Raw genomic sequence first — 13,245 nt, forward strand, 5'->3', positions numbered from 1 at the left:
TGGATGCCCCGTGAGGATTCGAACCTCAATTGACGGAGTCAGAGTCCGTCGAAGAGTGGCGGAGTTACGGGGCGTCCGGGGAGCATGCTACGTTTTTGCAGCATTTAGTGCAGATCGCCTTCCGAGGCAAACCCTGCAGGGATCGGGTCAGCCAACTGCTTTAAGGCATCTAATTCGTTTCTGCGAACATACTTGTCGAAAATGCCGGTTGGCCCTCGACCTTGAAGATATTTTCCAGTTTCGCGTTCGAGCCAGCCGCTAGCAAATGCACCAACGAATTTGGGATAATGCTGCTCTTTTGCCAATGGCCGAGAGGTCCGAAAGCATTCCTGCGCATTCCCAGGAGCGTCTTTCTGCGGATGCTTTTCGTGGTCGTATTTCCACCACACTGACACTCGCAATTCCTGAGAGCCAATATTTGTCCAGGCAACCACACTGTTTTCCCCCGCGATATCGCAGAAAATATGGCCATAGTCGTCGTGATCATTCTTCGAAGGTCCGTCCAATTGGACTTCTCCCCTAGCCAGTAGCTCGTTTACGCCGAGGACAAGCAATTTCCGTAAATGGTGCATCATTTTCTCCTACGCTGCTCCCATGATGTCCGCTTCAAGCGCAGCCATCACACCGGCGTCCTGCTCGAGCGCTTCGAACAAGTGACCATAAGTGTCAAAGGTGACCTGGATCGAGTGGTGACCCATCCAAGCCTGCACTCGTTTGGGGACAACTCGCTGCTCGATCCACAGGCTGGCACATGCGTGGCGGAAATCGTGAAGGGTGAAGAGGCCTTTCAGGACCGGCTCTCCCGTTTGATCGAGGAGCGCCCTGCCGCCGCGCAGACGTGGTTCAGTCAGCCCTGCGCGGACCTGGGTGGGCTCAAGAAAGCCGAGCACAAGGTTTGCATGAAAGACTGGAGTCGCCGCATCGCTTGGGAACACAAGGTTGAGATGCGATGGCTTGCAGCGTAGTTTCCAGGCTTTCAGTTCGGTGATCACCATTTGCGGAAGCGGGATCGTCCGAAAACCTGATTTGGACTTTGGCGGCCCTATCTCGTTCTTTCGGTCAGCTCGCTGCGCAATGGTGATCGTGCCTGCTTTGAAATCAATGTTCCGCCAAGCGAGGCCGCGCAATTCGGAAGCTCGCAGCCCAGCAAACAGCAGGACCAATAGGATTGGCTTGTCGATCGGTCGTGCATCTGCATGCGAAACTGCTGCGATAAGCTTTCGAATTTGCTCCTTCGTCGGCGGGACAACCTTCGGCTTCTCTCTGCCCGAACGCTTCACGGTAACGCCCTTCGCCACGTTCTGCGCGACGTAGCCAGTGCGCTCCGCTTCCTTAATCAGCGCGGTCAAAGAGCCGAGCACGCGCTTTGCCATTGCGCGTGAGCGACCATTATCGAGCAACCAGTCACGAAATTCTTCGACGGCTGGTTTTGTGAGTTGGTTCAGCCGGCGCCCGGCCAGTTTTGGCAGAATGTGAAGCTTGAGATGCTGGCGGTAAGGGTCGAGCGTCGACTTCTCGAGTCCTTCCCGCTCGCCGCGGGCAATCCAGTTTTCGCCAGCCTGCTCGATCGTAATACTTTGGCTGTCGGCGGTGTGTGTGCCCTGCCGCACTTCATGTCGCGCCCGCGTCTCGAACGCTTCGGCGTCCTTCTTGCGATTGAACTGCTTGTTACGACGTGTGCCCGCGCTGTCTCGGTAATCGACGACCCAAGCCACGCGTTCATCGCCCCGTGGAGTATTCCATTCACGCTTCCGGATCGACATAGCGGTCGCCCTCCAACGAAAATTTAGTCACGAAAATACGCCCTAACTTTGTAAGCACAGGTTCTGCAAAGGCGTCTATTGGGGGCTCTTCAATTAGGCCACGCTCGTACAATTCAGTTTGGCCCTCCCGCCTTCTATCAAGGACTTCACCGGTTTGTGGAATTCCGCTTCTGCTAATGGAGGGGGTGATCGCCCAACTCATCTCCTCATGTGCTGCATCAGAGAGAGCCAACTGCAGTGCCCACAAATCTTGTTCGCCGCGTTCGTTGCTCAAGAAGTGAGACGCCTCTTCTCGTCTTTTTTCGGCAGCGGCGCGCTGCTTCGCCCCGTCGCCAACGCCTGAGATTGCGTCCTCTACTTCCACAGCTAGTTCGCGAGAAACAATGGCGGCGATATCAGGGAGTGAGCGTTCCGCCTCCCTGTAATCGGCCAACACTTCTCCGAGTGCCATGGTTGTTTCTAGACCAATTGCCCAAACGAACGTGGCGAAGAACGCCGTTGCATTGATGACCACGGCTCGCTCGATCGAAGGGGATCTGTTTTTCCCGGAGACCCCATTCAAAGCCCAAAGGTCATATCCGACCATTGGCGTCAGCCAATAATATTGCTGTGACCAACTGTCGCGAAGTTTCGGGTCCATAAGTTCATCAAAATTCTCGACAAAAATACGCCAACACCAACCGAGCGCTAATCCCTCATCTTCTGGTTCATTTCCATTCAAGAAGTTCAGCGCTTCGTAAACTAATGGCAGATTAGCCCACCATGATCGCAGTACGACCTTGCACGCTATCTGTGGACTGAGACCAGCATTAGTCAGCTCGAGCCCTAGTGCCGTTTGAAGAATCTGATCGACGTTAAAGCTGGCGGGTAGTCCTCGCCCACGTGCCTGCCCTTTCGGCACCCCATACTTTTGTAAAGCCTTCACCCTACTTCTGAACGCTGCGCGCTTTCTGCTCGCAATGCGAAATTGCCTCGCCAGGATCGCCTCTACCTCGGCAAATGAAAATTGCTGCACAACGCTGTTCCCAAAATGTTCTCTTGAAACGCTTGCATACAAGCGCGTCACGATGTATAGACTGGATTAGGTCTTCTAATTGCACGACCTAATGTAGTTTCTGGAATATACGGAAAAGGATGTAGCATGCAAGCATTATCTGAAGACCTGCTCGACGGCGCGGCTGCGGCCGCCGCGTATATTGGGCTGAAGCCGCGGACGATTTATCGCCTCGCTGAGATCAATGAAATTCCAGTCATCCGGAAAGGCGGCAAGCTCTTCTTCCGGAAGAGCGAGTTGGACAAAGCCTTCGCTTCGGGCGCGACCGATGTTCCCTCCCAGATCTGAGCCCATTCAGGTCATCCGGTTCGATCCAATCGACGCGACCTCGGCATTTCTCGTGCACACGACATTGCTCAAGGCCGAGTTGGCGGACCCCGACCTGAGCAAAAACGAACACTGGCGAGAGCAACGGGACATCGCGTTCGCTCGCTTTCGCGCCGCATTCGAGGTGGCATAATGACCCTTCCGGCAATCTCCCCGACGGACGCTAAGCTGCCAGCTGCTTACGAGGCTGCGAAGACGGCGCTGGCCAACTGCGAACAGGTGGATGAGTGTAAGGACTGGGCTGATAAGGCCGAGGCACTCGCAAGTTACGCTAAACAGGCTGGCGATGATGTGCTTCGGAAGCACGCCGACCGCATCCAGGCGCGAGCGATTCGACGTTGCGGAGAGCTGCTTAAGCAGTTTGACGGACGTGGAGGAGATACGACCAAAAATGACGGCGGCGGCACTTTTGCTGCCACTCGCCGAGGGGTGGCCGAAGCTGCGGGAATGTCCAAACGCCAACAGGTTACGGCTGTCCGCCTTGCGAACGTTCCCCTCGAAACGTTCGATGATCAAGTTGACAGCGCAATACCCCCGACCGTGACTAGGCTTGCCGACATGGGACGAAAGCCTCGCCCGGTGATCGAACTAGGGGATCGCAATCCTGACGACTTCAACAAGGCCATGCACTTCAAGGGCATGCTGAGCGATTACTCGCGCGAGCTTGCAGCTTGGTCGATCCCGGACGTTATCCCCCGCTTGGTCGATGCTGACCGCGCTGAAGTGCGCAAGCTCATCACGCAAATCGACGCAGTTCACGACAACATCATCACGAGGATTTAGCCATGAAAGAACTCGGGAAACGTGTGTCGGATCTGATCACGGCTGCACTTGAGGAAGGCAATACAGTTCAAAAGGACTGGATCGCAGCTCAAGTGATGGCAGATCATCCAGACATCTACGGCGATGATGCGGCCTTCTACACCGTGTTGGCTCGCCAGCAGATCGATGAAACAGTCCGCAAACAGATCGGCAAGTTCAAGCCTAGCTTAGAGCCTACGGAACAGCTCACCCTTCCCGGGTTCACCCACCTTCAGAAGGCCTACTTCCTTCGTCGCCGAGGCGAAAACATGATCGTGCCGGTTTCGAAATGCAGCGATATCGAACTGCTCGGTCGCGCCCGCGAATATGATGAAATGGCAGCCGGGTGCCGGGCTCACGCACGCGAAATCCGCGAGTATGTCTCGGCAAGAACTGATTGCGCCGCTTGATGCGCCTGTCCGATGCCGATTTCCAGAGCGTCGTTGCCGAGGCTCGTGCCCGACATAACATGTCGGACATCGCGGGCCGTCACACGGCACTCAAAAGGCGCGGACCTCGCGAGATGGTTGGCCTCTGCCCATTCCATGAAGAACGCACGCCGTCGTTCGAAGTGAACGACGATAAAGGCACATACCACTGCCATGGCTGCGGCGCGGGCGGCGATGCCATTACCTTCCTGATTCAGCTCGAGGGCCTGAGCTTCATGAAGGCGGTCGAGACGCTTAGCGGATCGGCGTTTCCCGTCGTGTCGGTCACAGAACGCGCGAAGAGGAAACGGGCCAGTGAGCAAGAAATTGCCGATCGTATTGCATTGGCCCGTTCGATCTGGGCGCAGACCAGGCCGATTGCCGACACTCCTGCCGAAGTCTACCTCCACAGCAGGAAGATCAACATCGTTCCGCCCGCAAGCGTCCGCTTCGTTCTCACGCCCAGGTGGCGAAATCCGGAAACTGGTGAGGTCGGGAAGAACGTGCCCGCTCTCGCTTGCGCTCTGCAGAACCGCACGGGATCAATCGTAGGCGTTCAATGCGTATTTCTCGACGACGGTGGACGTAAGAAGTACGAGCGCCAACGTCCGGATGGTTCAGCCGCGAAAGCGAAGTTGAGCTTCGGGATAATCGCTGGTTCGGCACTCCGCCTGGGCCCGGTCACCAATCAAGTTGTCATTACCGAGGGGCCGGAAGATGGCCTGACCCTCCTGCAACAGCTTGGTGATCGGTCGATCTGGGTTAGCTGCGGCACAGCGATGATGTCGCGCATGGACCTGCCGGCGGACGTATCGGAAGTGATCCTAGCTGGCGACAATAACGACGGTGGCCGCAAGGCGGTCGACGAGGCCGAAGCTGCCTATCTCAGCCAAGGATTGGCCGTTTCTTCGATCTATCCTGACCAATCATTCAAGGACTGGAACGATGAACTGCGGGGCATCCACGCATGAGCGCAGCCGAAAAGATTAGTGCGGTAGAATTCGCGCGCCCTGAGCCGGCGCCACTCATGCCGGATCGTGGAACACAGCAACCGTTCCCCACGGGATATCTCGAAGATACCATGCGGCTCGCAGTTGAAGGCATATCGAAGCTCGCCTTCGTGCCGCACAGCTTGGCTGCGCAGTCGATCCTCTCAGCGTGTTCGTTGGCGGTCCAACCGCATTTCAATGTCCTATTACCAACCGGTCAAATCCGCCCTCTGAGCCTTTTCATGGTCTCGGTAGCGGAAAGCGGCGATCGCAAATCGACTTCCGATCAGTATGCAATGCAGGCTGTCAGCAACTTCGAAACAGATTTGCGCGCTGATTTCCTCGATAGAAAAGCCGATGCTCTGATCCAGCAGGCTGCGTGGGACGAAGCCAAGAAGCAGGCGACACAGACCCATAAGAAGAACGGTCGTCATGCGCTCGAAGAAGCCTATCGCGCTCTGGGCCCTCGCCCTGAAGGTCCGGTCGAACCCGGTATCGTCATTCGCAAGGGTACTACTCAGGGATTGCTGAAGCGCTTTCTACACGGCCGCCCATCCCTGGGCCTGATGTCGGACGAAGGTGGCTCTTGGCTGGGTGGCTACGGCTTCACAGATGACAACCGGCTCGAAACCATCGCAACCTTGAGCGACTTTTGGGATGGCACCCCCGTTCACATTCTCACGGCTGGCGAAGGCCACTCAGTCTTAGAAGGCAAGCGCCTGACGTTTCACCTGATGATCCAGCCGAGCATAGCCGGCCGGTTGCTCGGCAATGCCGAGGCCCAAGGGCAAGGTTTTCTGAGCCGCCTTCTCGTTTCGCATCCCGAGAGCCTCGCTGGGACGCGCTTGGTCGATCCTGACGCCGGACGCGACCCCGCCGCTTTGCAGGCAGTCGCCGAGTTCGAAGAACGGCTTGGACAAATCGTCCGCGCAGCGATGCCCATGGATATTGATACTCACGTGCTCTCTCCGGAGACGCTCAAGCTAGATCCGCGCGCAACGAAGCTCTGGTGGTCATTCTACAACAGCATCGAGCGAGAGCTCGGCCCCGACGGGAAGTATCAGTCGGTGAAAGGCTTCGTGGGCAAGCTATCGGAGATGGCTGCGCGCATCGCTGGCAACTTGACGGTATTTGCTGAAGGTATCCGGGCTGACACCATTGGCGAACAGCAGATGCTCAAGGGCATCAAGCTCGCCGAGTTCTATCTTTCAGAGGCTCTTCGCCTCTTCGGTAAAGCCGCAATGCCGCAACACATCGAGAATGCCCAGTTGCTATCCGATTGGCTGGCCGAGAAGTGGACCGAGCCCTTCATCAGCGCAACCGATGCGAGCAGGCTCGGACCAACTGCACTGCGGAGCCGAACAGATGATATAAAGGAAGCGCTCGAAGTGTTGGCGAGGCACGACCACGTCGTGCTGATGCCAAATGGTGCCGAGGTTAAGGGCAAGAAGCGCCAGGTAGCGTGGAGAGTGATAGTCGGCCGTGACTGATCTGCCCCCCTCCACTGTCGCAACAGTCGCAAGGTGTCGCACCGACAGTCTCACCAGCGACGACCGATACAGAACCGCGGTTTTCTGCGGTCCTCCACGTGCTTCGGCAGCAGGTGTCGCAAGAATCGCAACTGTCGCAAGGGGTCCACCCGAAATGGCGATTTTCCCACCATAACTGTCGCAACCGCCTGCGACACCCTGCGACAGTTTAGCCAAAAATGGCCCGTTCCCTCTCTTTCCAACTAAGGAAAGGGAATACATATTCTATTGTATAATCAATCATTTAGGTATCAATTATGAACAAGCCTGACGCTAAAAGCGGGAATGTAGCAGATACCGCTGCGACACCTGCGACACTTGCGACACCACGTTCAGATTGGTGCATCCTCCAGATGACCGGACAGCGCACGCTCAGGCTTATGCGTTCGCTCAGCATCGCCGGGATAGACGCCTGGACGCCTGTCGCCATGGAGCGCAAGCGTCGGCCCCGTTCGAAGAAGTTCCGCGATGCACCGGTGGCCCTGCTGCCGGGCTTCGTGTTCGTCGAAGTCGGCTACCTTCCCGAACTGCTGGCCATCATCCACGCCCCGGTATCGGATCACCCGCCTTTCTCGATCCTCCAACGGGATAGCAGGGCGCTGACCGCTTCCGATGCGTCACTCGATCCGCTGCGGGAATATGAGACCCGTATGCAGGACCAATGGCAGGCGCACCTCGACGCCATCCGGCGGGAGGCCAAGCAGAAGCGGAAGAAGACCGCTGCTCGTGCTTATGTGGTGGGCCAGAGGGTGAAGATCGAGAGCGAGGCATTCTCCGGCCTCGTCGGCAAGATTGTCGAGATCCGGAACAACGGTGACCTCGCGCTCGAATTCACAGGTTTTATCAACGGCACTGTCGTTCCCTCTTGCGATGTCAGCCCGATGGTTACCCAGCCGTCCGGTGCAGGTTTATGCACAGGCGGCGAAGATAACTCTTCCCAGAGTCAGAAACATGGGCTACAAGATGAACGAGATAGGCGGGCGTCGCGTCATCGGAACGCGTCCAAGTACCTGGGCGATTAGTCATGTGGGAAAACTGCTTTTCGCAAAGTGCGAAGCATGCCTGATAATTAAACGGCCCGACAAGGTGGTGGTACACCGAGCCGGGCCTAACCACAGCGAAGGGTAAGGTTCGCAATGGCTTATGGTTCAATACCCAAACAGGGTGACCCGGTCCACCTGTCGCAGTTCTTTCTCGAGGATCGCCGCTTTCCGGCAGTCTATTTTCTCTGGGATGACGGTGTGCTCGTCTACATCGGGCAGAGTAAAACCCTCAAGTGGCGCATCGAGACGCACCTCACCGAAGGCAAGAAGGTCTTCGATTCCGTATCGTTCATTCGGTGCACCATTGATCGGCTGATGGAAATTGAAGGACACTTCATCCAGAAGTTCGCGCCCAAGTATAACGACTGTGCAGTTGCCAATGCCGTTCGGGATAACGCGCCATGGCGATTGCGCTCTGCTCTGACCACAAGGATGCTCGATACCAGCCTCGCTGCTGACTATCTCGGAGTGAGCGAAAGCGCTTTGCGGGCAATACCTGAAGACATCCTCCCCCGTCTCCGGAAGAGGAAGCCGAGGTCCAAGAAGTTCCGCTGGCTGTTCGATCGTGCAGATCTTGAGACCGTGAAGTCTCAGCATCCGGAGTTCCTTACCGCTTCATAGGAGCCGAGCATGGGCGAACGCATACGCGGGCGCAAAGGCGTGGCCCTCCGACGTGCAAGGCTCGAAGCCGAACCTCTCTGCCGCATGTGCAAGGCTGAAGGCGTTACGAGACGCAGCACTGTCCCCGATCACATTATCCCGCTCGCCCAAGGTGGCGAGGATGTCGACGAGAACATCCGCTGCCTGTGCGAAGAGCACCACGATCAAGTCACCCGGGAAGAGTTTGGATATCGAGAAAGGCCAGAGTTCGGAGCGGACGGCTGGCCAGTACCCCCGGGGGGTGGTCGCAAATCGTTTGGTCGACGAGGCGGAAACCGACGTTGATCATAATTTCTCACATCCACAGTTCAGATTGCAGGGCTGAAAGATGAATGCCTAATCCTCGCACCCCGGCTGCGAAGGCCCGGGTCACCGGGGCTGCAGCCAAGAACCCGCAACGCCATCGCGATCGCAAAGACCCCAAAGGAACGCCGCTCGGAAAGCCCTCCGCTTTTCTGGATGAGCACGGCAAGTCCGCATGGGAGGGGTTCAAGCGGGAACTGCCCTGGCTAATGGAGAGTGACCGGGCGATCATCGAGGTTTGCGCCAAGGTCCGCGGCGGGTTGCTGTCGGGTGAAGACGTCGGCGTTTCTAAGCTCAACATGCTGCAGACGATGCTCTCGAAACTGGGGGCGACCCCAGCCGACAGAACCCGGATTGCGATAGCCGATGAAGACGAAGAAGAAGACGAGTTCTTCGACAGCTGATCGCGCCACAGCATACGCGAAGGCAGTTGTCGCCGGGAAGATTATTGCAGGGCCTCACGTTCGTAACGCCTGCCAGCGACATCTCGACGATCTGAAGGCCGGTGCTGCGCGCGGCCTTCGCTTCGATAAGGATCTGGCCGCACGTGCGCTGCGGTTCTTCGAAACGAAACTTAAGCTCTCCGAAGGTCAGTTCGAAGGTGAGCCTTTCCAGTCGCAGCCCGCACAAGATTTCATCATCGGTTCGATATTCGGCTGGCAGCGTGACAATCCTGATCATGGCTGGGTTCGTCGATTCCGCCGTGCCTACATCGAGCAGGGCAAGGGCAACGGGAAGTCACCATTAGCGGGCGGGATCGGCCTCTACGGCCTCACCGCCGACAATGAAGCGGGCGCGGAGATCTACGCAGCCGGCGCCACCAAAGATCAGGCGGGCATCCTGTTTCGCGATGCCGTGAAAATGAAGGACCAGTCGCCCGATCTTGCCAAGCGCATCAAATCGAGTGGCGGACCTGGGCGAGAGTTTAATCTCTCGTATCTGGCGAAAGGATCATTTTTCCGGCCGATCAGCCGTGAAGCGAAAAAGACCGGGTCCGGACCACGCCCGCACATGGCTTTGTGCGACGAGGTCCACGAACATCCCGATCGCGGCGTGATGGAGATGCTGGAACGCGGCTTCAAATTCCGGCGCCAGCCCTTGCTGCTGATGATTACCAATTCCGGCAGTGATCGGAATTCGGTTTGCTGGGAAGAGCACGAACACGCCGTTCGGGTCGCATCGGGGAATAGGGACGCGAAGCACGGCGATGCCAAATACATCGGCGAACCGCTCGACGATTCCACGTTCGCTTATGTCTGCGCCCTCGATGAGAAGGACGATCCGCTCGAAGATCCAACCTGCTGGATCAAGGCCAATCCTCTTCTTGGGGTGACAATCACCGAAGATTACCTCGCGGGAGTAGTTGCGCAGGCGAAGGCGCTGCCGGGCAAGCTGAACAACATTTTGCGGCTGCACTTCTGCAGATGGACCGACGCAGAGACTGCATGGATGACCCGCGAGACGCTGGAGCCATGCCTGGGCGTATTCGATCCGAGCGAGCATCATGGCAAGAAGATCGCGCAGGGCATCGACCTTAGCGGATCGCGCGACATCACTGCGAAGGCCAATATTGTCGAAACGGGCACGATGCCGGTCGAGGTCTTGGTCAACGGGCAGGCAAAGACGATCGAGAAGCCCACGTATGATTGCTGGATAGAGGCATGGACGCCGGGCGATACGCTTCAAGCGCACGCCGTCGAATGGAAGCTCGATGTCATCCTGCAGTGGGTCGCCGACGGCTACCTGCAAGCACCCAAGGGCAAAAGCATCCGCTTCGATCATGTTGCCCAGTCTCTGGCAGATGATGACCGCGACTATGAAATCGGGCTCATCGCTTACGATCAGTATGCCTTCCGTCGCTTCGAAGAAGAGGTTGTAAAGCTCGGCTTAGATCTACCCTTCATCATGCACCCGCAAGGTGGGACGAAAAAGGGTGAACCTAGCGAGGAAATGAAGCAGGTCGCGAAGAGCGAGAACCGCAAGCCGGAAGGTTTGTGGATGCCTGGCTCGCTTCGTCTCCTCGAAGAAGCAATTCTGGAGGGTCGGATTCGGTTTCTCACGAACCCGGTGCTCATCTCTCACATGATGTCGGCAGTCGTCGACGAGGACAAATGGGACAATCGCTGGCTGGCTAAGGAGCGATCATCGAACAAGATCGATGTCGCCGTAGCAATCTGCATGGCCATCGGTGCCGCTGCCGCAATGGGCAGCACATCTTCCGCAGAATACCAGATGCTCATCATCTAAAGGAGCAGCCGATGAAGGATCGGGCCTATTCGTTCATCGAAATCAAGTCGGTGAACGAGGAAGAGCGCATCATCGAGGGCATCGCCACGACGCCCTCGACAGACCGGATGGGCGATATCGTCAATCCGATGGGCGCAAAATTCAATCTCCCGCTACCGTTTCTCTGGCAGCATCAGCACGACAAACCGGTCGGCCACGTCATCGAGGCCGAGGCAACACCGGCTGGCATCAAGTTCAAGGCGAAGCTTGCTCAGACCGACGAGCCCGGCACGCTGAAGGAACTGCTCGACTTCGCCTGGCAGAGCATCAAGATGAAACTCGTCGCCGCCGTGTCGATCGGGTTCAGCCCGATCAAGTACGCGTTCCTCAAAGAGGGCGGCATCGAATTCGACGAGTGGGATTGGTTCGAGCTCTCTGCCGTCACCATCCCCGCGCAGGCTGATGCGACCATCACTGCCGTCAAATCGATCGACGCTGGCCTGCGCAAGGCGGCCGGCCGCCCCGAACCTGAAATTCCGCAACGCAGTGCGCCCGCCGCGACAGGCAACATCAAGCGCACCGTGAAGCTGGATGCACCCGCCCGCGATGGGGCGAAACCCTTTGTCATTCGCTCCATCAAGAGGACGAAACCATGAATATCCAAGAACAGATTGCGGCCTTCGAGGCTCGCAAGAAGACCCTGCTCGACGCCAACACCGCCATCATGGAAAAGGCGGCTGAAGAAGGCACCACTCTCGATCAGGAACAGTCGGACACGTTCGACGAGAACGAAGCCGACATCGCTGAAATCGACAAACATCTCGGTCGCCTGAAGGCCATGGAAAAGGCCATGATTGCCAAGGCGGTTCCGGCTGCTGGCGGCAATGCTGCTGAAGCTTCGGCTTCGCGCGGCGGTTCCATTCAGGTGAAGGCTCAGCAGAAGCTTGCACCGGGCATCGAGTTCGCGCGGTTGGTCAAGTGCTACGGCATGGCCAGGGGCGATATCTTCGGCGCTGAACGCTACGCGCAGGCTCGTTACGGCGAGGACAGCAATGCGGTCGGTACGCTGAAATCGCTCGCTCAGCAGGGCTTCGGCAAGATCGAACGCGCCCCGGTTGGCGCAGGTTCGACTGCAGACGGAAACTGGGCCGCTGATCTTGTATCGGCAGAAGGCGGCGCATTCGCCGACTTCGTTGAATTCCTTCGCCCGGCAACCATTCTCGGCCAGTTCGGCACGAATGGCATCCCTGCCCTTCGCAACGTGCCGTTCCGTGTCCCGCTGGGTAGCCAGACGGGTGGCGGTGCCGGTTACTGGGTTGGTGAAGGAAAGGCGAAGCCGCTGACGTCTTTCGACTTTGCCCGCACCACGCTGGAACCACTGAAGGCCGCCAACATCGCTGTTCTGACTGAAGAAGTCATTCGCGATGCCAGCGCCAACAGCGAACAGATGGTGCGCGACGCACTGCGCGACGCGTTGGCAGAGCGTATCGATACCGACTTCATCAACCCGGCAAACGCCGGGACGGCCGGCGTCAAGCCCGCCTCGATCACGAATGGGATCCAGTCGATCGCCGCAAGTGGTTCGGGCGATGCCGACGATATCCGTCTCGACGTCCGTTCGCTGCTCCAACAGTATATCAACGCCAACAACCGGGGCAGCTCGGCGGTGTTGATCATGCAGTCCGGAATGGCGCTTGGTGTCGGCACCATGACGAACGCGCTCGGCCAGGCCGAATTTGGCGACATGGGCATGGACGGTGGGCGGTTGCTGAAACTGCCGGTGATCACTTCGGAATACGTCCCCGACGGTTTCGTGGTCATTCTCAACGCCAACGACATCTACTTCGCAGACGAAGGTGGCATCGCTGTCGATATGTCGCGCGAAGCGTCGCTGGAGATGGACAATGCACCGTCGCATGACAGCACCACGCCTACCGAGAGCTCGCTGGTTAGCCTCTGGCAGACCAACAGCGTCGGTTTCCGCGCCGAACGCACGCTCAACTGGGCGCGCCGCCGCGCAGAAGCAGTCCAGGTCCTGCGCGATGTTGCATGGGGCGGCGCCGTCACCGCACCTTCCGACGAAGCGTAACTAAGCGGGTGGCGGGGCTTCGGCCCCGCTGCC

At 57.8% G+C, this 13,245-nt stretch carries 15 protein-coding genes; 12 read left to right on the forward strand and 3 right to left on the reverse strand.

The window, feature by feature from the left end; translation table 11 throughout:
* Window positions 1-104: 104 nt before the first annotated feature.
* Genes KYK83_RS15890 through KYK83_RS15900 form a run of 3 tightly spaced genes read right to left on the reverse strand, consistent with a single transcriptional unit; the run spans window position 105 to window position 2,829 of the window.
* Entirely contained in the window at window positions 105-575 is a 471-nt protein-coding gene (locus KYK83_RS15890; protein WP_222828953.1) for a hypothetical protein, read from the reverse strand.
* Between the two features lie 6 nt (window positions 576-581).
* Window positions 582-1,763 carry a tyrosine-type recombinase/integrase gene (locus KYK83_RS15895; RefSeq protein ID WP_222828954.1) on the reverse strand — a complete coding sequence of 394 codons (1,182 nt, stop codon included), beginning with the start codon at window positions 1,761-1,763 and terminating at the stop codon, window positions 582-584.
* Complete coding sequence (locus tag KYK83_RS15900) at window positions 1,744-2,829, reverse strand: hypothetical protein (RefSeq protein ID WP_222828955.1); 1,086 nt, start codon at window positions 2,827-2,829, stop codon at window positions 1,744-1,746. Before KYK83_RS15900 ends, KYK83_RS15895 begins: the two co-directional genes overlap by 20 nt.
* 75 nt (window positions 2,830-2,904) lie before the next feature.
* Here KYK83_RS15900 and KYK83_RS15905 point away from each other — a divergent pair, with 75 nt between their 5' ends.
* From KYK83_RS15905 to KYK83_RS15960, 12 genes are all read left to right on the forward strand, one after another.
* Window positions 2,905-3,105, forward strand: coding sequence for a helix-turn-helix domain-containing protein (locus tag KYK83_RS15905; protein WP_222828956.1), 201 nt, complete (start codon window positions 2,905-2,907; stop codon window positions 3,103-3,105).
* A 171-nt stretch (window positions 3,106-3,276) separates the two neighbouring features.
* Window positions 3,277-3,927 carry a hypothetical protein gene (locus KYK83_RS15910; RefSeq protein ID WP_222828957.1) on the forward strand — a complete coding sequence of 217 codons (651 nt, stop codon included), beginning with the start codon at window positions 3,277-3,279 and terminating at the stop codon, window positions 3,925-3,927.
* A 2-nt stretch (window positions 3,928-3,929) separates the two neighbouring features.
* Complete coding sequence (locus KYK83_RS15915; RefSeq protein ID WP_222828958.1) at window positions 3,930-4,355, forward strand: hypothetical protein; 426 nt, start codon at window positions 3,930-3,932, stop codon at window positions 4,353-4,355.
* Window positions 4,355-5,344, forward strand: coding sequence for a CHC2 zinc finger domain-containing protein (locus KYK83_RS15920; RefSeq protein ID WP_222828959.1), 990 nt, complete (start codon window positions 4,355-4,357; stop codon window positions 5,342-5,344). Before KYK83_RS15915 ends, KYK83_RS15920 begins: the two co-directional genes overlap by 1 nt.
* The gene (locus tag KYK83_RS15925) at window positions 5,341-6,852 is read left to right on the forward strand and encodes a YfjI family protein (protein ID WP_222828960.1); all 1,512 of its coding nucleotides are present in this window, start codon (window positions 5,341-5,343) and stop codon (window positions 6,850-6,852) included. The genes KYK83_RS15920 and KYK83_RS15925 overlap by 4 nt, the downstream gene beginning before the upstream one ends.
* A 392-nt stretch (window positions 6,853-7,244) precedes the next feature.
* Window positions 7,245-7,913 carry a transcription termination/antitermination protein NusG gene (locus KYK83_RS15930; RefSeq protein ID WP_222828961.1) on the forward strand — a complete coding sequence of 223 codons (669 nt, stop codon included), beginning with the start codon at window positions 7,245-7,247 and terminating at the stop codon, window positions 7,911-7,913.
* Window positions 7,914-8,027: 114 nt separating this feature from the next.
* Window positions 8,028-8,555 carry a GIY-YIG nuclease family protein gene (locus KYK83_RS15935; protein WP_222828962.1) on the forward strand — a complete coding sequence of 176 codons (528 nt, stop codon included), beginning with the start codon at window positions 8,028-8,030 and terminating at the stop codon, window positions 8,553-8,555.
* An 84-nt stretch (window positions 8,556-8,639) separates the two neighbouring features.
* Window positions 8,640-8,879: an HNH endonuclease gene (locus tag KYK83_RS17630; RefSeq protein WP_430299310.1), complete on the forward strand. Its 240-nt coding sequence runs from the start codon at window positions 8,640-8,642 to the stop codon at window positions 8,877-8,879.
* 47 nt (window positions 8,880-8,926) lie between these two features.
* On the forward strand, window positions 8,927-9,301 hold the full coding sequence (locus tag KYK83_RS15945; RefSeq protein ID WP_222828964.1) for a hypothetical protein: 375 nt from the start codon (window positions 8,927-8,929) through the stop codon (window positions 9,299-9,301).
* A complete protein-coding gene (locus KYK83_RS15950; RefSeq protein ID WP_222828965.1) occupies window positions 9,264-11,144 on the forward strand; it encodes a terminase large subunit in 1,881 nt (626 codons plus the stop codon). The genes KYK83_RS15945 and KYK83_RS15950 overlap by 38 nt, the downstream gene beginning before the upstream one ends.
* Before the next feature lie 11 nt (window positions 11,145-11,155).
* Window positions 11,156-11,779 carry an HK97 family phage prohead protease gene (locus KYK83_RS15955; RefSeq protein ID WP_222828966.1) on the forward strand — a complete coding sequence of 208 codons (624 nt, stop codon included), beginning with the start codon at window positions 11,156-11,158 and terminating at the stop codon, window positions 11,777-11,779.
* Window positions 11,776-13,212, forward strand: a complete 1,437-nt coding sequence (locus KYK83_RS15960; RefSeq protein ID WP_222828967.1) for a phage major capsid protein — start codon at window positions 11,776-11,778, stop codon at window positions 13,210-13,212. The genes KYK83_RS15955 and KYK83_RS15960 overlap by 4 nt, the downstream gene beginning before the upstream one ends.
* Window positions 13,213-13,245 lie beyond the last annotated feature (33 nt).

Source organism: Qipengyuania pacifica, from assembly GCF_019857205.1.
Classification (GTDB): Bacteria; Pseudomonadota; Alphaproteobacteria; order Sphingomonadales; family Sphingomonadaceae; genus Qipengyuania; species Qipengyuania pacifica.